We start from the raw sequence: 21,449 nt of genomic DNA, 5'->3' as shown, positions 1-21,449 counted from the left end.
CGGCGGGGCTCACCACGTCGTGGGGTACTCGACGGGCGGGACCGTGGACGGCTCCACCCGGTTGGTCTTGAGCACCTGGGTCATGACCTGCTGGAAGACGGGAGCCGTCGCCTGGGACGTGTTCATCTTAACCGGATCGGCGATGGTGACCGTCACGACGTACTCCGGGTCCTCCGCCGGCGCGAGCCCGGCGAGCGAGACGGTGTAGCTCTTCGAGTAGCCGCCCTTGCCGTCGGGCTGCTGCGCGGTTCCGGTCTTGGTGGCGATGTTGTAGCCGTCGACGTGGATGTCGTTCGCCAGCCAGCCCTCGTTGTAGTGGGTCTGGAGCATGTCGACGACCTGCTTCGCGGCCGAGCTCGACACCACCTGGGTCCCCGTCGCGTCGGGCACGTCCACGACGGAGCCGTCGGCCGTGGTGCAGCCGTCGATCAGCTGCGACGGGAGCCGCACTCCGCCGTTGCCGAGCGTCTGGTAGATGCTCGCGACCTGCACCGCGGTCGCCGAGACGCCCTGGCCGAACATGGTCGTGTAGTTCGTCTGGTTGTCCCAGTCCTGGTAGTCGGCGAGCAGGCCGCCCTCCTCGCCGGGGAAGCCGCTCGTGGTGGGCGTGCCGAGCCCGAACTTCTGCAGGTAGTCGTAGCGGGTCTGGGCAGACAGGCGGGAGCCGAGCATCGAGATGCCGACGTTCGACGAGTCCTTGAGGATGCCGGTCAGCGTGTAGTTCGTCGGGGTGTGCGCGAAGTCGTCGCTGAACGAGGCGCCGTCCTTCTCGAACGAGTCCGGGACGACGACCTGGGTCGTCGGCCCCGCTTGGCCCTGGTCGATCAGCATCGCGGCCGTCATCGGCTTGAAGGTCGAGCCCGGCTCGAACGGCGCGCGGAAGGCGCGCGAGCTGCGGTCGGCGGAGGCGCTCGCCTCGACGTTGTTGGGGTCGACGGTCGGCGTCTCGGCCACGGCGAGCAGCTTGCCGGTCTTGACCTCCTGCACCACGACGATCCCGTAGCTGCCGCCGACCTCGGCGACGCGCTGCGAGAGGACCTGCTGGGAGTAGTACTGGAGGTCGGAGTCGATGGTGAGCTTCAGTGTCCCGCCGTCGACGGCCGGGGTCTCCGAGACGGTGCTGCCCGGGATCCGGACGTAGTCGGCGCTGCGCTCGTAGCTCTCGGACCCGTTCTGCCCCGCGAGGCAGGTGTTCTCCGCGTACTCCATGCCCTCCTGGGCCGCTCCGTCCGCGCCGACGTAGCCGACGAGGTTGCCGGCCACCGCGCCGTTGGGGTAGCTGCGGCCCTGCTGGGTCTCGAAGTAGGTCCACGGGATGTCGAGCGCGACGAGCTTCTGGTAGGCCTCGAGGTCCAGTCCCTCCGCGAGGATCAGGTAGTTGGCCTTCGCGTCCTTCGCGAGCGCGGCGTCCACCGCCCCGGTGATCTGCTCGACCGACTGCCCGGTGATCGCGCCGATCTCTGACGCGGCCTGCTGCACGCTGACCATGACCTTCTGGTCCTCGCCCAGCTCGCGCGGGAACTCGGCCACGTTCTTCGGCGAGGTCGTCAGCCGGTAGCGCGTGGTGGTGTCGGCGAGCACCGTCCCGGACCGGTCCACGATGGGGCCGCGCTGGCCGTAGGTGACGACGCTGTTCGACTGGTTCTGGGCGGCCGCATCGGTGAGCTCGTTCGCCCGCACGATCTGGATGTCCACCAGCTTGCCGATGAAGAGTCCGACGACGGCGACGATGATCACGAACGTGACGGCTGTGCGGCGTCTGCTCGAGCGGTGGTGTCTCACTGCGGCGGTGTCCTTCTTGCTCCGGGCGGGCGGGCCGCCGTTCGTCGGGTCCGAATGGTCGTCGTGCGCCCCGCGGGGCGGGTGCCCGCGGGGAGGCGGACCGCGACGCCGTGCGTCAGTGCGTGATGGGCGCCGGCAGCTCGCCCTGCAACGGTACGGCCGCGCCGTCGACAGCCGGGGACGACGCGCTCGCGCCGGGCTGGAGAGCCGGGACGAGCGCGTTGGGCACGAGCGGCGCGGAGGCGGTGCCCGCGACCTCGCTCGACGCGGCGGAGGAGGGGTCGCCCAGCACGGCGCCGTCCGACAGCCGGAGGTAGACCGGCGCGGTGTTGGCGACCATGCCCAGGCCCTGCGCGGCGGTGGCGAGGTTCTGCGGCGAGCTCAGCGTGTCGACGGCGTCCTGCTTCTCCGCGTTGCTGCGGGTGAGCGACTTCTGCTCGGTCTGCAGCGCCGAGATCTGGTAGGCCCCCTGCGAGAGGCCGACGCTCACGAGGAGCTGGACGACGATGATCGCGAAGAGGCCGGCGACCGCGACGATCCCGTAGACGAGCTTCGGGCGCGACTGCGCCTGGCCGGCCGGGACGGCCTCGATGCGGGGGCGGGGCGCCTCCTCCTCGGGGCGTGCCCGGCGGGCGGTGTCGATGACGGCGGGGTCGATGACGGCGGTGGCGCTCATGCGGTGCTCCTGATCCTCTCGGCCGCGCGCAGTCGCACGGGTGTCGCTCGGGGGTTGCGAGCCTTCTCGTCGTCGGAGGCGAGCTCGGCTCCGCGGATGACGAGTCGGAACTCGGGTCGGTGCTCCGGCAGCTCCATCGGGAGGCCGGCCGGGGCGGTGGAGGAGGACGCGGCCTGGAGCGCGCGCTTGACGATCCGGTCCTCGAGCGACTGGTACGCCTCGACGACGATGCGCCCGCCCTCGTTGATCCGGCCCAGGGCGGCGGGGATGGCCCGCTCGAGGACGGAGAGCTCCTGGTTGACCTCGATCCGCAGCGCCTGGAAGACGCGCTTGGCGGGGTGGCCGTTCCGCTGGATCGCGACCGGGGTCGCCGCCTGGATGATCTCGACGAGACGACCGGACCGCTCCAGCGGCGCCTCGCGGCGGGCCTCCACGATCTTCTTGGCGTAGCGAGCGGCGAGACGCTCCTCGCCGTACTCGTGGAAGATGCGGCGCAGCGCGGTCTCGTCGTAGTCGGCGAGGATGCTCGCCGCCGTGAGCGGGGCGGTCGAGTCCATCCGCATGTCCAGCGGCGCGTCCTTGGAGTAGGAGAAGCCGCGCTCGGTCTCGTCGAGCTGGAGCGAGGAGACGCCGAGGTCGAAGAGCGCGCCGTCGATCGTGTCGATGCCCAGCTCGTCGAGCACGTCGGGCAGCTCGTCGTAGACGGCGTGCACGAGATCGATCCGGGAGGCGTGGGCGGAGAGCCGCTCCCCCGCGAGCTGTAGCGCCTCGGGGTCGCGGTCCAGGCCTACGAGGTGCAGACCAGGAAAGCGCTCGAGCAGCGCGAGCGAGTGCCCGCCCATCCCGAGCGTCGCGTCGACGACGACCGCCCCGTCGCGCTCCAGCGCCGGAGCGAGGAGCTCGACGCAGCGCTCGAGCAGCACCGGGAGGTGCCGCTCCTCGGTCGGGCGCGGAGCGTCCTTCGGAGTGTTCTCTGCCATGGCGGTCCCGCCGTTCCCGTTCCTGTCGTCCGATCCCCATCCACCTCGCGTCCGGACACCGGGGAAGGTGCGTCCGGGCGCCGAGTGGCTGGGAGTCGCGCGACAGGACCTAGAACAGGCCGGGGATCACCTCCTCCTGGGTGTCGGAGAACACGGACTCCTGCTCCTGCAGGTAGGTCTCCCAGGCGCCCTGCGCCCAGATCTCGGCGCGGTTGCCCGCTCCGATGACGGTGAGGTCGCGGTCGAGGCCGGCGTAGGCGCGCAGCGGGGCCGGGAGGGTCACGCGGTTCTGCTTGTCCGGCGTCTCGGCGCTCGCGCCCGAGAGGAACACCCGGAGGAAGTCCCGCGCCTGCTTGCTGGTCACCGGCGCCTGCCGGATCTTCTCGTGCATGACCTCGAACTCGGCCTGGCTGAACACGTACAGGCACCGCTCCTGGCCGCGCGTGACGACGACTCCGGAGGAGAGCTCGTCGCGGAACTTGGCGGGGAGGATCACGCGGCCCTTCTCGTCGAGCTTGGGGGAATAGGTGCCGAGGAACACGGACTGCCCCCCACTTCTTCCGGCCAAGGATGGTGTGTCCTCCACAGTACTCCACTTCCCCCCACTCACAACCCCGGCACGAAGCGGGGCGCGCCGCAGAGGCCCCGGTCATCCGCGTGTTCCCGCGGAATCGCGACAGGGGGGCGAAGTGGAGGAGGAATGCGGCGGAAGGGAGGCCGCGGGCACGAAAAAAGGGCCGATCCGTGAGGATCGACCCTGTGGTGGAGCGGAAGGGGGGCTAGCCGCGCCCGTCTCCGCGGTTGTCCCACCTGTCGTTCAGACGGTCCATGAAGCCGGACCCCTGACGGTTGCCCGAGCGGGGCTTCGACGGGCGGCCGACGTCGGGCAGGCCGGGCTCGGAGGAGCCGCCGGCGGCCGGCCGCATGGCCACGATCACGCCGCCGAGCATGAAGGCGAAGCCGAGGATGCCGACGAGGGGCTGGCGCACGACCACGCCGGAGACGAGCACGGCGAGACCGAGGATGCCGAGGAGGATGCCGAGCACGAGCGCCCGGTAGTTGGTGCCGCCGCGCCCCTTGCCGACCGCCGCCACGAAATCGGCGTCGTTCTGGTAGAGGTTCCGCTCCATCTCATCGAGGAGCCGTTGCTCGTGTTCCGAAAGCGGCATCGTGACCCCTTCAGGGTGTGGCGTCGATCCTTTCGGGGATCGGCACCGGAATAGGCGGCGTCTGGGCTCGACCGGTCGGGCGGCGCTTCAGTGTAGACCGAGCCCGACGCAGGCACCAGGCACCTTCGGTGCATAGGCTGGTCGGGTGAACCACAGCTCTCGACTGGTCGATCGCGTCCAGCTCCGAATCGATGAATTCCTCACCGGGCGCACGCCAATTCTGCGCTCCATAGGAGAGGACGTCTCCGCCCTCGGCGACCTTTCGCGGGACTTTCTCAGCGGGGGCAAGCGGTTCCGCGCGCGCTTCTGCGAGGCGGGCTGGAACGCGGTCTCGAGCACCTCGAGCGAGGCCCATCCGAGCGGCTCCGATCCGATCGCGAGGGTGGGGGCCGGCCTGGAGCTGTTCCATGCCGCCGCCCTCGTGCACGACGACGTGATCGACAACTCCGACACCCGCCGCGGCGCCCCCGCGGCGCACCGGCGCTTCTCCTCCTTCCACGCCGACGGCGGCTGGACCGGCGACCGAGACGAGTTCGGCCGCTCCTCCGCGATCCTCCTCGGCGACCTGCTCCTGGTCTGGTCGGACGAGATCTTCGCCGCGGCGGAGTGGTCCCTCGGTGACCGCGTCGCAGCCGAGCGCGCGCGCGCCGAGTTCAACCTGATGCGCACCGAGGTCACGCTGGGCCAGTACCTCGACATCCTCGAGGAGAGCGCGTGGGTGCAGCACCCCGAGCACGAGCACCTGCAGCGGGCGGAGCGGGTGGTGGTCTACAAGAGCGCGAAGTACAGCATCGAGGCGCCCCTGGTGATCGGCGGCTCCCTCGCCGGCGGCGACGACGCGCAGCTGGACGCTCTGCGCCGCTTCGGGCTCCCGGTCGGGATCGCCTTCCAGCTGCGCGACGACGTCCTCGGAGTCTTCGGCGACCCGGCAGTGACGGGCAAGCCGGCCGGCGACGATCTGCGGGAGGGCAAGCGCACCGTGCTGCTCGGCCTCGCCCGCGGCGCGTGCTCGCCGGGCGAGCGGACCGAGCTCGACGCGGTCGTGGGCCGGAGCGACGTCGACGAGGCGTCCATCGCGCGGGCGCAGGAGATCATCGCGGGCAGCGGCGCTCTCGAGCGGCTCGAGGAGCGCATCGGCCAGGAGGTGTCCGCGGCGATGGCGGTCCTCCCCGACGCGCCGCTCCGGACGGAGGGCGTGGCGGAGCTGCGCGAGCTGGCCGCCCAGGTCACGGTCCGCACCTCCTAGGAGCGGACCCGCGGATCAGGCCAGCGCCTGGGCGACCCGCCGGACCTCGGCCTTCCGGCCGGCGCGGAGGGCGACGATCGGGCTCGTGCCCAGGCTCTCCTCGACCGTCAGCATCCAGTCGACCGCCTCGTCGTCGGTGAAGCCGGAGTCGGAGAGCAGGATCGCGGTGCCGCGGATCTCGCTCATCGGCTCCCCGTCGCGGAGGAAGAGAGCGGGCACCTTCAGCACGCCGTCGCGGCGGGTGCCGAGCAGGTGGCGCTCCTCGAGGAGGCGGCGGACCCGACCGGCGCCGAGCCCGGTCAGCTCGACGAGGTCGGGGACGGTCAGCCACTCGAGCTCGGAATCGGTCGAGGTGGCGGGGGCAGCGGACGAGTCGGTCACGCGACAAGACTGCCACGAGCCCGGGGGGCCGCCAACTGCGGGTGCCCCGGAGAAGGTGCCGATCCCGTCCTGCGCCGCCCGGGCGTCGCTCACCGGTTCCCCCGGGGGTCTTGCCTAGACTCGTCGCGTGACCACCAGCCAGCTCGACCCTCTCCTCGGCCGTCTCGTCGACGGCCGGTACGAGGTGCGCTCGAGGATCGCCCGCGGCGGCATGGCGACGGTGTACCTCGCGCACGACCAGCGCCTCGAGCGCCGCGTGGCGATGAAGGTCATGCACGGCCACCTCTCCGACGACGCGACGTTCAAGAACCGCTTCGTCCAGGAGGCGCGCTCCGCCGCCCGTCTCGCCCACCCGAACGTGGTCAGCGTCTTCGATCAGGGCCAGGACTCGGACATGGCCTACCTGGTGATGGAGTACCTCCCCGGGATCACCCTGCGCGACCTGCTCAAGGAGCGCGGTCGGCTGACCGCCCAGCAGGTCGTGGACATCATGCACTCCGTGCTCTCGGGGCTCGCCGCCGCGCACCGCGCCGGGATCCTCCACCGCGACCTCAAGCCCGAGAACGTGCTCCTCGCCGACGACGGCCGGATCAAAATCGGCGACTTCGGCCTCGCGCGCGCCGCCTCCGCCAACACCGCCTCCGGCCAGGCCCTCCTCGGCACGATCGCCTACCTCTCCCCCGAGCTGGTCACGCGCGGCACCGCCGACACCCGCAGCGACATCTACGCCATCGGGATCATGATCTACGAGATGCTCACCGGCCAGCAGCCCTTCACGGGCGAGCAGCCGATGCAGATCGCCTACCAGCACGCGAACGACTCCGTCCCGTACCCCAGCGCGACGGTCGCCTCCGTGCCCACCTCGCTCGACGAGCTCGTCCTCTGGGCGACCGAGCGCGACCCGGACATGCGGCCCCGCGACGCCGGCGTCATGCTCGCCCAGCTCCTCGAGGCCGAGCGGCTCATGGGCATCACGCCGAGCGACCGCCGCGGCGACACGCAGGCGGTCACCCCGCTCCCGGCGCCCGTCGCCGATCCGGCGCCGGCGACGGCCGTCTTCGATCCGGCGGAGGCCGGGCAGACGTCGGTCTTCGACCCGGCGCCGGCGCCCGGAGCGGTGCTCGTGGTCGACGAGGACGACGACACGGTCGCCCGGCTCGCGGGCAGGCGCCGCGTCCGACGGCGCCGCGGCGTCCTGCTCACGGTGGTCGTGCTCCTCCTGGCGCTCATCGGCGGCGGGACGGCCTGGTGGTTCGGCGAGGGGCCCGGGGCGATCGTGTCGATCCCGGACGTCGTCAGCCAGTCGCAGCAGGACGCGACGGCCCAGCTGCAGGCGCAGGGCTTCGAGGTGCAGCCGCAGGAGACGCCCGACCTCACCGTGCCCGCGGGGACGGTGGTGAGCTCCGATCCGCCCGGCGGGCAGGGGGTCCACAAGGGCTCCGTCATCACCCTGACCGTCTCGAGCGGGCCGCGCCAGCTGCCGGTCCCCTCGCTCGCCGGCCTCTCGGAGGCGGACGCGGCAGCCGCGGTGACGGGCGGGTCCTTCACCGTCGGCGACGTCTCGAAGATCTTCGACGCCGACGTCGACGCGGGTGTGGTCGTCTCCGCCTCGCTGCCGGACGGATCGGCGCTGCCCGAGACGATGTCGGAGACCAGCACCATCGCGATGGTCGTGAGCCTCGGACCGATCCCGAACGTCGTCGGCCTCTCGATCGACGACGCGACGGCGAAGGCGGAGGCTGCCGGACTCGCCCTCGACCGCAGCGGCGAGGACTGGAGCGACACCGTGGCCGCGGGCGTCGTCCTCACGCAGGCGAACCCGGAGGCACCCGCCGTGACCGGCGACACCGTCTCGGTCGTCGTGTCGAAGGGGCCCGAGCCGGTCGCGGTGCCGGACGTCGTGGGGATGAACCGCGACGAGGCGAAGGCGGCCCTCGAGGCGGCGGACCTGTCGTGGAGCTACTCCCTGACGACGCTCGGCCCGCTGATCGACGCGGCGCCGAACGAGCTGACCAAGGTCACGAACCAGTCCAATAAGGCCGGCGATCTCGTGCAGCGCGGCACGACGATCCAGCTGTCGATCACCATCACCACCTGACGCCGCCGGTCGAGCTCCCCGGCGGGGACTCGACCGGCGGTCGTGCTCAGATCGCGCGGCCCCGGAGCTCCTCCGCCACCAGGAACGCGAGCTCGAGCGACTGCATGTGGTTGAGGCGCGGGTCGCAGACCGACTCGTACCGGGTGGCGAGCGTCGCCTCGTCGATGTGCTCCGAGCCGCCGAGGCACTCGGTGACGTCGTCGCCCGTGAGCTCGACGTGGATGCCGCCGGGGTGCGTCCCCGCGGCGCGGTGCGCCTCGAAGAAGCCCTTGACCTCGTCGACCACGTCGTCGAAGCGACGGGTCTTGTAGCCGGTCGGCGTCGTCAGCCCGTTGCCGTGCATCGGGTCGGTCACCCACAGCGGCAGGGCGTCGCTGCGCTTGACGGCCTCGAGCAGCGGCGGGAGCGCGTCGCGGATCCTCCCGGCACCCATGCGGGTGATGAAGGTGAGGCGACCCGGCTCCCGCTCGGGGTCGAGCTTGTCGATCAGCTCGAGCATCGTCTCGGGCGTGGTCGACGGGCCGAGCTTCACGCCGATCGGGTTGCGCACGCGCGACAGGAAGTCGACGTGCGCACCGTCGAGCTCGCGGGTGCGCTCGCCGATCCAGATGAAGTGGCTGGAGGTGTTGTACGGCGTGCCGGTCCGTGAGTCGATGCGCGTCATGGGGCGCTCGTAGTCCATCAGCAGGCCCTCGTGGCCGGTGTAGAACTCGGTGCGCTTCATGCCCTCGAAGTCGGCCCCGCACGCCACCATGAACTTGACCGCGCGGTCGATCTCGCGGGCCAGCTGCTCGTAGCGCTGGTTCTGCGGGTTCTCGGTGAAGCCCTTGTTCCAGTAGTGGACGAGGCGCAGGTCGGCGAATCCGCCCTGCGTGAAGGCGCGGATCAGGTTCAGCGTCGAGGCGGCGGTGTGGTAGCCCTGCACGATGCGGCGCGGGTCCGCGGCGCGCGACTCCGGAGTGAAGTCGTAGCCGTTGACGATGTCGCCGCGGTAGGCGGGCAGGGTCACGTCGCCGCGGGTCTCGAGGTCGCTCGAGCGGGGCTTCGCGAACTGCCCGGCCATCCGGCCCATCTTGATGACGGGCATGCTCGCGCCGTAGGTCAGGACGACGGCCATCTGCAGCACGGTCTTCACGCGGTTGCGGATCTGCTCGGCGGTCGCTCCGGCGAAGGTCTCGGCGCAGTCGCCGCCCTGCAGGAGGAACGCCTCGCCGCGGGCCGCGGCTCCGAGACGCTCGCGCAGCTGGTCCACCTCGCCGGCGAAGACCAGCGGAGGCAGCGCGGCCACCTCGGCGGACGCCGCTCGCACGGCCTCCGCGTCGGGCCACTGCGGCTGCTGCTTGATCTCGAGCTCGCGCCAATAGTCCAGGCCGGCGACCACGGAGGGGGCGGCGAGGACGTACGGTTCGTTCGGATCGATGACCACGAGGGTGTTCCCGGTTCTGACGGGCGCCAGCGGCGCGCGGAGGGCCTCCGTCCGGACGGACGGCAGCGGTTGACGAGCTTATCGCCTGGCAGGGTGCTCGGCCGGGAGGGGGCCCCGGCGTCGAGCGGGCGCTCAGCGGGTGAGTGCCGCGCGCTTCTCCTTGACCGACGTCGCGTAGACGTCGAGGTACTCCTGGCCGCTCAGGGCGAGGAGCTCGTACATGATCTCGTCGGTGATCGAGCGGAGGATGAAGCGGTCGCCCTCCATGCCCTCGAAGCGGCTGAAGTCGAGCGGCTCCCCGAACACGATGCCGATGCGGCCGAGCTTCGGCAGGCGCTTGCCGATGGGCATGATGCGCGCGGTGTCGATCATGGCGACCGGGATGACGGGCACGCCTGCCTCGAGGACCATGCGGGCGACTCCGGTGCGGCCGCGGTACATGCGGCCGTCGGGGCTGCGCGTGCCCTCGGGATAGATGCCCAGGGCGTGGCCGCCCGCGAGGACGCGCAGCCCCGTGTTGAGCGAGGCCTCGGACGCCTTGCCTCCGGAGCGGTCGATCGGCAGCATCCCCGTCGCGGTGAAGAACGTCCGCGTCGCCCAGCCCTTGAGGCCCTTGCCGGTGAAGTAGTCGCTCTTGGCGAGGAACACCATGTTCCGCTCGATCACCAGCGGGAGGATCACGGAGTCGATGAACGAGAGGTGGTTGCTCGCGAGGATCACGCCGCCGTTCTGCGGCACCTTCTCGGCGCCGACCACCCACGGGCGGAAGATCGTCTTCAGGAGCGGGCCCGCGACGATGTGCTTCATGAACCAGTAGAACATCGGGCTCCTCGGCGGTGCGGCGGATCGGGTGCGGCGGGTGCCGCTAGAGGGAGCTCGCGTGCAGGCGCGCCAGGTCGGCGGCCCCCACGACTCCGGCGTCGTTGACGAGCTCCGCGATGCGGAACTCGGGCTCGGGGTGGTAGCCCCGGGCGGGGAGGTTGTCGAGGTAGGCCTGGCGGATGGGGTCCAGCAGGAGATCGCCGGCCTGCGCCACTCCGCCGCCGATGACGAACATCTGCGGGTCGAGGACCGCGCTCAGGCTGGCCGCCGCCTCGCCCAGCCAGTGGCCGAGCTGGCGCAGCGCCGCGAGGGCGCCCAGGTCGCCTGCAGTGATCAGCTCGGAGATGAGGTGGCCGTTCAGCTCGCCGCCGTTGCGGGCGCGGGCGTCGGCGATGCCCTGGCCGATCCCGCCCGCGTCGGCGAGCTCGCCGGCGAAGCGCTGGAGCGCGCGGCCCGAGCCGTACTGCTCGATGCAGCCGCGGGCGCCGCACCCGCAGGGCAGGCCTCCGGGAACGACGCGCATGTGCCCGATCTCGGCCGCGGCTCCGAAGCCGCCGCGCAGGAGCCGGTCGTTGATGACGATCGCGCCGCCCACTCCGGTGCCGATGGTGAGCATCAGCATGTCGCTGACGAGGCGGCCGGAGCCGTAGCGGAACTCGGCCCAGCCTGCGGCGTTCGCGTCGTTCTCGATGATGATCGGCAGGTCGATGCGGGCCGAGAGCTTCTCGCGGAAGGGCTCGTTGCGCCAGTTGATGTTCGGGGCGTAGTAGACGATCGACTGCGAGGCGTCGATGAAGCCGGCGGCGGCGACTCCGACCGCGGCGACGTCCCCCGGGAGCAGGCCGGAGCGCAGATGCTCGACCATCTCGACCACGACGTCGACGATCAGCTCGGGGTGCCCGGCAGGAGTGGGCCGGCGGTCCTCGCGGAGGATCCCCCCGAACTCGTCGACCAGGGCTCCGGCGATCTTCGTGCCGCCGATGTCGATCCCGATCGCGTGCACGCGAACCGCCTTCCCGTCGCCACCGGCGCGGCAGCGTCGGCGGACCGCCCTGAGCGGCGGCCAGGACGAGTGTAGTGACCGCGAGCGCTCCGGTGCGGCTCAGCGGCGAGACCCGGCGACGCGTGTCGGACCTCCTCGCGGAGCCACCGCTGGATCGTTACCCTGAACGGATCCACAGCTTGCGCCGCGCCGGTAGGGTGGAGACGACGTTCATTCAGGTACCGAAGGAGTTGCCGTGGACCAGTTCGATTCCCCCCTGGTGGTTCCGGCCGATCCCCAGGCCAACACGACCGCCCTCCTGCTGGACCGCGTCCGCGAGACGCCCGACCGGCCGCTCTTCGCGCTTCCCGACGGCGAGGGCTGGCGCGACGTGACGGCGCAGGAGTTCCTCGACCAGGTCACGGCCCTCGCGAAGGGCTTCGTCGCCGCCGGCCTCGAGCCGGGCGAGAAGGTCGGGCTGATCTGCAGGACGCGCTACGAGTGGACGCTGATCGACTTCGCCGTCTGGTTCGCCGGCGGGGTCCTCGTCCCGGTGTACGAGACCTCCTCCCCCGCGCAGGTGCAGTGGAACCTCGCCGATTCCGGCGCGCACGCCGTGATCGTCGAGACCCCCGAGCACTTCGCCCGCTTCGACGAGATCCGCGCCGACCTGCCCGAGGTCCGCCTCGCCTGGCAGATCGGGCTGGGTGATCTGGACAAGCTCGTCGCGCGCGGCGTCGACGTGCCGGACGCCGAGATCGAGCGCCGCCGCTCACTGGCGACCGGTACCGACATCGCGACGATCATCTACACCTCCGGCTCCACCGGCCGCCCCAAGGGCTGCATCATCCGGCACTCGAACTTCGTCGAGCTCAGCCGCAACTCGGCGGTCGCCCTGACGGAGCTGATCCATCAGCCCGGCGCGTCGACGCTGCTGTTCATCACCACGGCACACGTGTTCGCCCGCTTCATCGCGATCCTCTGCGTGCACGGCGGGGTGAAGGTGGGGCACCAGGCCGACACGAGGCAGCTGCTCCCCTCGCTCGGGTCCTTCAAGCCGACGTTCCTCCTGGCCGTGCCGCGCGTGTTCGAGAAGGTCTACAACTCGGCCGAGCAGAAGGCCGAGGCCGGAGGCAAGGGGAAGATCTTCCGCCGCGCGGCCGATGTCGCCGTCGCCCACTCGATGGCGCTCGAGGCGGGCTCGGTGCCGCTCGCGCTGAAGCTGCAGTTCCTCCTCTTCGACCGGCTCGTCTACTCGAAGCTGCGCACCGCCATGGGCGGGAACGTCCGCTTCGCCGTGTCCGGCTCCGCGCCGCTGGGCGACCGGCTCGGCCACTTCTTCCACAGCCTCGGCATCAAGATCCTCGAGGGCTACGGCCTCACCGAGACGACGGCGCCCGCCACGGTCAACCGCACCGAGCGGTTCAAGATCGGCTCGGTGGGCCCGGCGATGCCCGGGGTCTCGATCCGGATCGCGGGCGACGGCGAGATCCAGGTGCGCGGCATCGACGTCTTCGGCGGCTACTGGAACAACGAGGCGGCGACGGCCGAGTCGTTCGACGGCGAGTGGTTCCGCACGGGCGATCTCGGAACGCTGGACGAGGACGGGTATCTGCGCGTCACCGGGCGGAAGAAGGAGATCATCGTCACCGCCGGCGGCAAGAACGTCGCTCCGGCGGCGCTGGAGGATCCGATCCGCGCGAATCCCCTGGTCGGTCAGGTCGTCGTCGTCGGCGATCAGCGGCCGTTCATCGCCGCACTGGTCACGCTCGACTCGGAGATGCTGCCGACGTGGCTCGCGAACAACGGGCAGGACAGGGGTCTCTCGCTCGAGGACGCGGCCGTGAACCCGGTCGTTCTGGCCGAGGTGCAGCGGGCCGTCGACGCGGCGAACGAGCGCGTGTCCCGTGCGGAGTCGATCCGCAAGTTCGTGATCCTCCCGACCGAGTTCACGGAGGCGAGCGGTCACCTGACTCCGAAGATGAGCATCAAGCGGAACGTCATTCTCGCCGACTTCGCCGACACCATCGCCGCCGTCTACTCCGCCGCCCCCGCCACCGAGGGCATCTCCCTCCGCTGACGCGCGCCCCCCGCGCGAGTCGCGCAGAACCCGCTCCGATCCCGACGCAGCCGTATCCGGTGAAGCGCGTGCCAGCGCTTCACCGTCGGCGTTACGCTCCCTGCTCCACGGAACGCCCCCACCTCGCAGAGCCGACCGCGCGGAGCCGGGCAAGGACCGGCTCCCCCTATCAACGCCGCCGTATCCGGGAAAGCGCGTCCCAGCGCTTTCCCGTCGGCGGAACGCGACACGCTCCACGAAACGCACCACCTCGCAAAGCCGACCGCGCGGAGCCGGGCAAGGACCGGCTCCCCCTCAACACAGCCGTATCCGTGAAAGCGCGTCCCAGCGCTTTCCCGTCGGCGTAACGCAGGACGCTCCACGAAACGCACCACCTCGAAGAGCCGACCGCGCGGAGCCGGGCAAGGACCGGCTCCCCCTCAACACAGCCGTATCCGGGAAAGCGCGTCCCAGCGCTTTCCCGTCGGCGGAACGTGACACGCTCCCCGGAACGCACCACCTCGCAGAGCCGACCGCGCGGAGCCGGGCAAGGACCGGCTCCCCCATCAACACCGCCGTATCCGGGAAAGCGCGTCCCAGCGCTTTCCCGTCGGCGGAACGCGACACGCTCTACAGAGCGCTCCCACCTCGAAGAGCCGACCGCGCCGAGCCGGGCAGGGACCGGCTCGGAATCCCACTCAGAACCAGTCGGATTCGCGGACGGCCTTCATGGCGGCGCGGCGGTCGTCCTTGGAGAGGCGGTCGAGGTAGAGACGTCCGTCGAGGTGGTCGCATTCGTGCTGGAGGGCTTGGGCCATGAGGCCGTCGCCTTCGAGGACGATCTCGTTGCCGTCGAGGTCGGTGCCGCGGACCTTCGCGTGGGGGTAGCGGATCGCGGGGTACCAGAGGTTCGGGACGGAGAGGCAGCCCTCATCGACCGGTTGCGGGTCTCCGCTGAGCTCGACGATCTCGGGGTTGAGGATGTAGCCGATGACGCCGTCGACGTTGTAGCTGAAGGCGCGGAGGTTGACGCCGATCTGGGGGGCTGCGACGCCGGCGCGTCCGGGCGGGCGGACGCTGTCGACGAGGTCCTCGACGAGGCCGCGGACGCCGACGTCGACCGTCTCGATGGTCGTGGACGGGGTCTTCAGCACCGGGTCCCCGAAGATGCGGATCTGGCGTTCGGTCATGTGGTGCGCTCCCTCAGGGCCTCCTCCGCGCTCAGGAGGGCGTTCTCGACGACTTCGCTCGCTGCGGGGTGCGGCCAGTACTGGCTGCGGGCGAGTCCGCGGATGCCGGTGCCGGCGCTGGCGGCCTGGACGAGCGGCTGAATGAGGATACTGGCCTGCGGCCCGATGATGTGCGCGCCGAGGAGGGCGCCGTCGAGTCCGACGACCAGGAGGCAGGCGCTGGAGTCGTCCTCGAGCGCCCAACCGAAGGCGGTGGAGCCGTACTCCTGGGTGACGGTGACGACGTCCAGGCCCTGGTCCCGCGCTTCGGCCGCGGTGAGTCCGAAGTGGGCGATCTGCGGGTGGGCGAAGATCGCGCCGGGCACCGGGGAGAGGGTGTTCGAGAGCAGCTCCCCCGGATGCAGGAGGTTGTGCGCCACGAGGCGCGCCTCGTGGTTGGCGACGTGCTTGAGCTGCCAGCGGGACGACACGTCGCCGAGGGCGAAGAGGCCGGGCACGGGGCGGCCGCCGGAGAGCACGCGCTGCTCGGTGTCGACGCTGATCCGGCCGTCCTCGTGCAGGTCGATCCCGACGGAGGCGGCGGCGACCGTGTCGCTGTTGGGGTCGCGGCCGAGGGCGACGAGGAGCAGGTCGGTCTCGACCGTCGCGCCGTCGCTGAGGGTGACGCGGAGGCTGTCCGGGCGGGCGTCGACGCTCTCGGCGCTCACTCCGGTGAGCACGGTGTACCGCTCGGCGGCGATCCCGGTGAACCGGCGCGAGACGTCCTCGTCGAGGGCGCGGAGGAGGCGATCGCCGCGGACGGCGACGGTCACTGCAGTGCCGAAGGAGGAGAAGACGTGGGCGAACTCGACGGCCACCGCGCCGCCGCCGAGGATCAGCATCCGCTCGGGGAGCTCGTCGAGCCGCATCACCGAGGAGGAGTCCTGGATCCGGGGGTCGGGCTCGTACGCCGCGAGAAGCGGCCTGGGTCGCGAGCCTGCGGCCACGACCACCTGCGGTGCGCTGATGCGGGCACCGCTGGCGCTGACGAGGACGTGCGGGCGGTCGCCGTCTCCGAGCGACTCGAAGCCGAAGCTCTCGCGGAGGACGGTCACGTTCGGGGAGCGCTGATCGCGGTACTCGAACCCGCCCTCGCTGATCGCGTCGATCCGGCCGAAGACCCGGTCGCGCACCTCGGCCCACTCGGGGCGGCGGAGGCGGGAGTGGACGCCGATCGGGCCGCCCTGGTCGACGTCGGTGACCACGTCGGCGACATGGACGAACATCTTCGTCGGGATGCAGCCGGCGTTGAGGCAGGTGCCGCCGAACCACTCGCCGTCGTCGAGGATCGCGACCCGCAGGCCGTCGAACTCCGGACCGACGATCGAGTTGCCGGAGCCGGCCCCGATGACGATCAGATCGAAGGCGTCGGTGGACGCGTCGGGTCCGTCGGTGCGGTCCTGGAACGCGGCGGACACCGCTTCGGAGCCCCGGGGCTCAGACACGTCGGACCGGCATGCCCTCGACCACGAGCGCGGCGAGCAGGCGAGCGGCGTCCTTCGTCCCCTCGCGCAGCTGCTCCCACTTCACCACGGAGCCGGCGGCGAGCACCGGGTCGTAGGGGATGCGGACGATGTCCCGGACGCGGGAGCGGAAGTGAGACTCGATCTCCTCCAGCTTCACCAGGCTCGTGCCCTGCGTCGCCGTGTTGAGCGCGACGACCGCGTTGCGCACGAGGGCGCCGTAGCCGTTCGCGTCCAGCCAGGTGAGGGTCTCGGAGGCGAGGCGGGCCTCGTCGACGCTGCCGCCCGAGACGATCACCACCGTGTCGGCGCGCTGCAGCGTGGGCCGCATCACCGAGTGCACGATGCCCGTGCCGCAGTCGGTGAGCATGATCGAGTAGAAGCGCTCGACCAGGTCGGCGACCACGTTGTAGTCGTCCTCGTCGAAGGCCTCGGAGAGCTGCGGATCGGTGTCGGAGGCGAGGACGTCGAGGCGGGTCTCGTCACGGGAGACCATCGTCGAGAACTCGGTGAACCCGGTCACGCCGGCCGCGCGGTTCACGACGTCGCGGACGGTCGCCCGCGTCTGCTTGGGGACGCGCTCGGCCAGGGTGCCGCGGTCGGGGTTCGCGTCGACCGCGATGATGCGGTCCTCGCGAGCGTCGGCGAGGGCCATGCCCAGGAGCGTCGTGACCGTCGTCTTGCCGACGCCGCCCTTGCGGGTCATCACCGGGACGAAGCGGGTGCCGCCCTCGAACTGCCGGCCGATCCGCTCGTCCATCGCCTTCCAGGCCTTCACCTTCGCGGAGTCGCCGAGGTTGACCGTGTGGAAGGTGAGGCCGTACAGGAAGCGGTGCCAGCCTCCCGTGGGAGCGGGGCGGGTCTTGCGGTTGACCTCCAGGAGCCTGTCCGGGGTGAGCATCGACGCCGACTCGGGGACGGCGGCACTCGGCGTGGACGGGGCGGGAGCGGCGCTCGAGGACTCGGCGCGGAGGCGGTCGCGGCGGGTGGGGACGGCGGCGGGCTCCCCCACGGACTCGGACGCCGCGGGCTTCTCGGCGGACTCCGCTCGAGCGGGGATCCCCGCCGAGACCGGTCCGTTCGCGACAGACGGGTGCGCGGGAGCCGGTGCGGGGGTCGGAGCAGGACTCGGCTCCGGCGGCACGAGAGCGTGCGAATGCGAGGGCGGCAGGCCGAGGCGGCCGACGTCGATCGCGTCCTCGTCCTCGACCGGAGCGGGGGCGGTGGAGCGGCGCCGCGGGCCGGGCGGCGTGATCCGCACGCCGTCGGGCAGGAGGGTCGGAGCGGTGTCGCTCGCTCGCGGGGAGTACTGTCCCGATTCCCGAGCCGCGTCCATGGCGGTCCGCGGCGTGGGACCGGTGCCGGTGTCGGGCTGTTCGTCGTTGCGCTCATCCATGCGAACGAGCCTCCTTCCGCTCAGGACGAGTGTACCGGCGGGCCCGGATCGCGCCGGGCGGCTTGGTCGGAGCGCGCCCCGACTGCTAGTGCAGCCCGCCCCCGGAAGCGGCGCGGACGGCGCGTGCAGCGAACGGTTAGGTTCTGCCGCCCGGAGGAACGTAAAGTAGTCAGCCATGCATGTACTCAGCGTGAGCTCCCTCAAGGGCGGCGTCGGCAAGACCACGGTGACGCTCGGCCTTGCATCCGCGGCGTTCTCGAAGGGCCTGCGAACGCTGGTCGTCGACCTCGACCCTCAGTCCGACGTGTCGACCGGAATGGACATCAACGTCGCCGGCCACCTCAACATCGCCGACGTCCTGACGTCGCCGAAGGAGAAGATCGTCCGCTCGGCGATCGCCCCCTCCGGCTGGACCAAGGAGCACCACGGCACGATCGACGTGCTGATCGGCAGCCCCTCCGCGATCAACTTCGACGGGCCGCACCCCAGCATCCGCGACATCTGGAAGCTCGAGGAGGCCCTCGCGAGCGTCGAGGCCGACTACGACCTCGTGCTGATCGACTGCGCCCCCTCGCTCAACGCCCTCACGCGCACGGCGTGGGCCGCGAGCGACCGCGTCGCCGTCGTCACGGAGCCGGGCCTGTTCTCGGTGGCCGCCGCCGACAGGGCGCTCCGGGCGATCGAGGAGATCCGCCGCGGACTCAGCCCGCGCCTCCAGCCGCTGGGCATCATCGTCAACCGGGCCCGCGTCCAGTCGCTGGAGCACCAGTTCCGGATCAAGGAGCTGCGTGACATGTTCGGGCCGCTCGTCCTCAGCCCGCAGCTCCCGGAGCGCACGTCTCTCCAGCAGGCGCAGGGCGCGGCGAAGCCCGTCCACGTCTGGCCCGGAGAGAGCGCTCAGGAGATGGCGCACAACTTCGACCTGCTGCTCGACCGCGTCATCCGCACCGGTCGTATCGGCGAGCAGGTCCCCGCCGCGACCTAGGGGCGCGGGTCCGCCGGACGCATCCGGCTCAGGGTCTCGAGACGCGGGCGGTGCCCGCTGGTCGAGCCGTGACGGGAGCGGTGTCGGCGGACGCTCGGCGTGTCTGCCCGGCGTGGAAACTCGACAGTCGTGCGGCGCCCGCTCCTGATCGGCTGAGCGAGCGGAGGAGACACGGGAGTCCCCGGGGACGCTGCTGAGTCGTGAGACGCCGGCGGTCAGCCGACGCGGCGGGAGGCGCGCCGCTGGGCGAGCTCGTCGCCCGGGTCGACCGACTGGTGGTCGAGCTCGACGAGGCTCGACTCGACCTCGCGGAGGACCTTGCCGACGGCGATGCCGAAGACGCCCTGGCCGCGGCTGAGCAGGTCGATGACCTCGTCGTTCGAGGTGCAGAGGTAGACGCTCGCGCCGTCGCTCATCAGCGTCGTCTGCGCGAGGTCGTCGACCCCTGACTCGCGGAGCTGGTTGACCGCCGTGCGGATCTGCTGGAGCGAGATCCCGGTGTCGAGGAGGCGCTTGACCAGCTTCAGCACGAGGATGTCGCGGAAGCCGTAGAGGCGCTGCGTGCCGGAGCCGGACGCGCCGCGCACGGTCGGCTCGACGAGCTCGGTCCGCGCCCAGTAGTCGAGCTGCCGGTAGGTGATCCCCGCGGCGCGGGCCGCGACGGCCCCGCGGTAGCCCGCGTCGGCGTCGAGCTCGGGCAGTCCGTCGGTGAACAGGACGAGGTCGCGCTGGCCGCTGACGTCGCGGCTGACTTCTCTCATCCCTGTGCCTCTCGGATCCGGACGCCGGATCCTCCGAACGCGCTCCCTACCGTACCGACCGGCGCAGGCCGAGTAAACGACATCGGCCTCGGCGCCGCGGCGTGTCGCCCCGGCCGGCCGTCCGCCGGCGGTGCGGCCCTCACGAGCGGGCGATCCGCGACAGGGCGCTGCGGACCATCGCCCCGCGGATGGTGCCCAGCTGGGTCGCGAGGCCCACTGCGTTCTCGGCGGCTCCGGCGGATCCCGAGGCCTCTCCGCGGCGGGCGCTGGAGGCGACGACGCTCTCGATGAGCGACATCTCGCGCTCGACCGCGACGCGGAGCGGTCGGAGGTGGCGGGGCTCGATGCCCGACCGCCCCAGCTCGACGAGCGCCCTGAGCGTCGTCACGGCCTCGTCTCCGAACACGTCACCGCCCCGCACGAGCCCGGCGGCGATGGCCTCCTGGACGAGAGCGGGCGTCGCACCGGACTCGGCCGCGAGGCCCTCGCGGGTCAACCGCGTGGCGGGGCCGAGGAGCGAGGCGCTCGGACCCCCGACGCCGGCCGGCAGGGCGGGCTCGCGTCCGGCGTCGATGTCGTCGAGGTACCCGCGGATGACCTTGAGGGGGAGGTAGTGGTCGCGCTGCAGCGCGAGGATCATCCGGAGCCGCTCGACGTCGGAGCCCGAGAACTTGCGGTAGCCGGAGTCGGTGCGGGCCGGCGAGACGAGCCCCTGCTCCTCGAGGAAGCGCAGCTTGGACGGGGTCACGTCCGGGAATTCAGTGGTCAGCCTGGCCAGCACCTGCCCGATGCTCAGCAGAGCGGCGGAGCCGGTGGGGAGGGCGCGCGCGGAGGAGCGGCCCACGGCTCACGCGTCCGGAGCGGCGACGAGGTCGGCGCGGGACGCGTAGAAGGTGAGACGGAACTTGCCGACCTGCACCTCGGAGCCGTCGGTGAGGATCGCGGACTCGATCCGGACCCCGTCGAAGTAGGTGCCGTTCAGCGAGCCGAGGTCGTGGACCTCGAACGCCGTGCCGCGGCGGACGAACTCGGCGTGCCGACGCGAGACCGTGACGTCGTCGAGGAAGATGCCCGCGTCGGGGTGGCGGCCGACCGTCGTGGAGTCGGTGTCGAGGAGGAAGCGGGCGCCGGTGTTCGGTCCGCGGCGCACGACCAGCAGCGCGGAGCCGGAGGGCAGTGCGCCGACGGCCTCGGCCTCCTCGCGGGACGCGCGGTTGTCGAGCGCGGCGAGCTGGGCGCCGATGTCGTCGGTGAACGTCAGAGTCGTCTCCGTCGACGGCTCACCGGGAACGGAATTGTGCTGGGCGGATGATGCTCCACCGACGGGCTCGACCAAGACGTACCTCCTGTCAGGTCAGCGTATCCGAATCGTGACCCTCGTCGGACCCCTGAGCACCTGTGCGGACCCCCAGGACGAGGTCCCGCGTCTGGACGGCGTAGACGATCCCGGCCCACCAGTAGAGGAACGCGCCCCACAGCGCGAAGGCCCAGGCGATGGGGAGGGAGGCGGGCGCGAGGGCCGGGAACGCCTGCCCCAGCATGATCAGCGGGAGGGCGTAGAAGAGGCAGAAGGTCGCGAATTTGCCCAGGTGGTGCACGGGAAGCGGTCCGTAGCCGTTGTTCGCCAGGACGACCGCCAGGACCACGAGCACGAGGTCGCGGGCCAGCAGCACGGCGACCAGCCACCAGGGCACCAGGCCGCGGGCCGCGAGGCCCAGGACGGTGGCGAAGATGTAGAGGCGGTCGGCGGCCGGATCGAGGACGCGGCCGAGGCGCGTCATCTGGTCGAAGCGGCGCGCGATCCAGCCGTCGAGGTAGTCGGTGAGGCTCGAGACGACGAGGGTCAGGAGTGCGAGCGCGTCCTCGCCGAGGACCACGAGCACGAGGAACACCGGCACCAGGGCCAGGCGCACCATGCTGAGGACGTTCGGGACCGTCCAGATCCGGTCCTCACCGGTGCGCGCCATGCGCCCAGCCTAGGCGGGGCGCACGGC

At 71.5% G+C, this 21,449-nt stretch carries 20 protein-coding genes; 4 read left to right on the top strand and 16 right to left on the bottom strand.

Annotated elements, in window-relative coordinates; all coding sequences use genetic code 11:
* Nucleotides 1-9: 9 nt before the first annotated feature.
* From C5D44_RS07000 to C5D44_RS06980, 5 genes are all read right to left on the bottom strand, one after another.
* Nucleotides 10-1,782: a penicillin-binding protein 2 gene (locus C5D44_RS07000; protein ID WP_258067901.1), complete on the bottom strand. Its 1,773-nt coding sequence runs from the start codon at nt 1,780-1,782 to the stop codon at nt 10-12.
* 115 nt (nt 1,783-1,897) lie between these two features.
* The gene (locus tag C5D44_RS06995; protein ID WP_104222588.1) at nt 1,898-2,458 is read right to left on the bottom strand and encodes a hypothetical protein; all 561 of its coding nucleotides are present in this window, start codon (nt 2,456-2,458) and stop codon (nt 1,898-1,900) included.
* A complete protein-coding gene (rsmH, locus tag C5D44_RS06990) occupies nt 2,455-3,438 on the bottom strand; it encodes a 16S rRNA (cytosine(1402)-N(4))-methyltransferase RsmH (RefSeq protein ID WP_104255491.1) in 984 nt (327 codons plus the stop codon). The genes C5D44_RS06995 and rsmH overlap by 4 nt, the downstream gene beginning before the upstream one ends.
* 109 nt (nt 3,439-3,547) lie before the next feature.
* A complete protein-coding gene (gene mraZ, locus C5D44_RS06985; RefSeq protein ID WP_104222586.1) occupies nt 3,548-3,979 on the bottom strand; it encodes a division/cell wall cluster transcriptional repressor MraZ in 432 nt (143 codons plus the stop codon).
* Between the two features lie 238 nt (nt 3,980-4,217).
* Nucleotides 4,218-4,607 carry a DUF3040 domain-containing protein gene (locus C5D44_RS06980; RefSeq protein WP_104281233.1) on the bottom strand — a complete coding sequence of 130 codons (390 nt, stop codon included), beginning with the start codon at nt 4,605-4,607 and terminating at the stop codon, nt 4,218-4,220.
* A gap of 145 nt (nt 4,608-4,752) precedes the next feature.
* On the opposite strand from C5D44_RS06980, the gene C5D44_RS06975 reads away from it, so the two are divergent.
* On the top strand, nt 4,753-5,853 hold the full coding sequence (locus tag C5D44_RS06975) for a polyprenyl synthetase family protein (RefSeq protein ID WP_104281232.1): 1,101 nt from the start codon (nt 4,753-4,755) through the stop codon (nt 5,851-5,853).
* Between the two features lie 15 nt (nt 5,854-5,868).
* Here C5D44_RS06975 and C5D44_RS06970 read toward each other — a convergent pair whose 3' ends face one another.
* Nucleotides 5,869-6,234, bottom strand: coding sequence for an Rv2175c family DNA-binding protein (locus tag C5D44_RS06970; RefSeq protein WP_104281231.1), 366 nt, complete (start codon nt 6,232-6,234; stop codon nt 5,869-5,871).
* Between the two features lie 127 nt (nt 6,235-6,361).
* Here C5D44_RS06970 and pknB point away from each other — a divergent pair, with 127 nt between their 5' ends.
* The gene (pknB, locus tag C5D44_RS06965) at nt 6,362-8,332 is read left to right on the top strand and encodes a Stk1 family PASTA domain-containing Ser/Thr kinase (RefSeq protein WP_104281230.1); all 1,971 of its coding nucleotides are present in this window, start codon (nt 6,362-6,364) and stop codon (nt 8,330-8,332) included.
* 46 nt (nt 8,333-8,378) lie between these two features.
* On the opposite strand, the gene C5D44_RS06960 is transcribed toward pknB, so the two are convergent.
* From C5D44_RS06960 to C5D44_RS06950, 3 genes are all read right to left on the bottom strand, one after another.
* Nucleotides 8,379-9,713 carry a class II 3-deoxy-7-phosphoheptulonate synthase gene (locus tag C5D44_RS06960; RefSeq protein ID WP_104222617.1) on the bottom strand — a complete coding sequence of 445 codons (1,335 nt, stop codon included), beginning with the start codon at nt 9,711-9,713 and terminating at the stop codon, nt 8,379-8,381.
* A gap of 177 nt (nt 9,714-9,890) precedes the next feature.
* Nucleotides 9,891-10,580 (bottom strand): 1-acyl-sn-glycerol-3-phosphate acyltransferase, encoded by a 690-nt coding sequence (locus C5D44_RS06955; RefSeq protein ID WP_104276453.1) that lies wholly within the window; start codon nt 10,578-10,580, stop codon nt 9,891-9,893.
* A gap of 43 nt (nt 10,581-10,623) precedes the next feature.
* Complete coding sequence (locus C5D44_RS06950; protein WP_104281229.1) at nt 10,624-11,583, bottom strand: ROK family glucokinase; 960 nt, start codon at nt 11,581-11,583, stop codon at nt 10,624-10,626.
* A gap of 235 nt (nt 11,584-11,818) precedes the next feature.
* Between C5D44_RS06950 and C5D44_RS06945 the strand changes: the two genes are divergently transcribed.
* Nucleotides 11,819-13,642 (top strand): long-chain fatty acid--CoA ligase, encoded by a 1,824-nt coding sequence (locus tag C5D44_RS06945; protein ID WP_104276455.1) that lies wholly within the window; start codon nt 11,819-11,821, stop codon nt 13,640-13,642.
* 677 nt (nt 13,643-14,319) lie between these two features.
* Here C5D44_RS06945 and def read toward each other — a convergent pair.
* The 3 genes from def to C5D44_RS06930 are packed head-to-tail and all read right to left on the bottom strand — an operon-like array spanning nt 14,320 to nt 17,709.
* On the bottom strand, nt 14,320-14,811 hold the full coding sequence (gene def, locus C5D44_RS06940) for a peptide deformylase (RefSeq protein WP_104281228.1): 492 nt from the start codon (nt 14,809-14,811) through the stop codon (nt 14,320-14,322).
* Entirely contained in the window at nt 14,808-16,295 is a 1,488-nt protein-coding gene (locus C5D44_RS06935; protein ID WP_258067900.1) for a mycothione reductase, read from the bottom strand. The genes def and C5D44_RS06935 overlap by 4 nt, the downstream gene beginning before the upstream one ends.
* The gene (locus C5D44_RS06930; RefSeq protein ID WP_258067899.1) at nt 16,288-17,709 is read right to left on the bottom strand and encodes a MinD/ParA family protein; all 1,422 of its coding nucleotides are present in this window, start codon (nt 17,707-17,709) and stop codon (nt 16,288-16,290) included. The genes C5D44_RS06935 and C5D44_RS06930 overlap by 8 nt, the downstream gene beginning before the upstream one ends.
* Before the next feature lie 175 nt (nt 17,710-17,884).
* Between C5D44_RS06930 and C5D44_RS06925 the strand changes: the two genes are divergently transcribed.
* Complete coding sequence (locus tag C5D44_RS06925; RefSeq protein ID WP_104222576.1) at nt 17,885-18,694, top strand: ParA family protein; 810 nt, start codon at nt 17,885-17,887, stop codon at nt 18,692-18,694.
* Between the two features lie 215 nt (nt 18,695-18,909).
* On the opposite strand, the gene C5D44_RS06920 is transcribed toward C5D44_RS06925, so the two are convergent.
* From C5D44_RS06920 to C5D44_RS06905, 4 genes are all read right to left on the bottom strand, one after another.
* Nucleotides 18,910-19,455 carry a MerR family transcriptional regulator gene (locus C5D44_RS06920; protein WP_104222575.1) on the bottom strand — a complete coding sequence of 182 codons (546 nt, stop codon included), beginning with the start codon at nt 19,453-19,455 and terminating at the stop codon, nt 18,910-18,912.
* A 139-nt stretch (nt 19,456-19,594) separates the two neighbouring features.
* The gene (locus C5D44_RS06915) at nt 19,595-20,299 is read right to left on the bottom strand and encodes a MerR family transcriptional regulator (protein ID WP_104276458.1); all 705 of its coding nucleotides are present in this window, start codon (nt 20,297-20,299) and stop codon (nt 19,595-19,597) included.
* Between the two features lie 3 nt (nt 20,300-20,302).
* Complete coding sequence (locus C5D44_RS06910; RefSeq protein ID WP_104222573.1) at nt 20,303-20,791, bottom strand: FHA domain-containing protein; 489 nt, start codon at nt 20,789-20,791, stop codon at nt 20,303-20,305.
* A 13-nt stretch (nt 20,792-20,804) separates the two neighbouring features.
* Nucleotides 20,805-21,422 carry a CDP-alcohol phosphatidyltransferase family protein gene (locus C5D44_RS06905; protein WP_104276459.1) on the bottom strand — a complete coding sequence of 206 codons (618 nt, stop codon included), beginning with the start codon at nt 21,420-21,422 and terminating at the stop codon, nt 20,805-20,807.
* Nucleotides 21,423-21,449: the final 27 nt, after the last annotated feature.

Origin of the sequence: Rathayibacter sp. AY1B5 (genome assembly GCF_002932795.1) — a bacterium.
GTDB lineage: Bacteria > Actinomycetota > Actinomycetes > Actinomycetales > Microbacteriaceae > Rathayibacter.
Note: the sequence above shows the minus strand (reverse complement) of the source record. Positions and strands in the feature narration are given on the sequence as shown.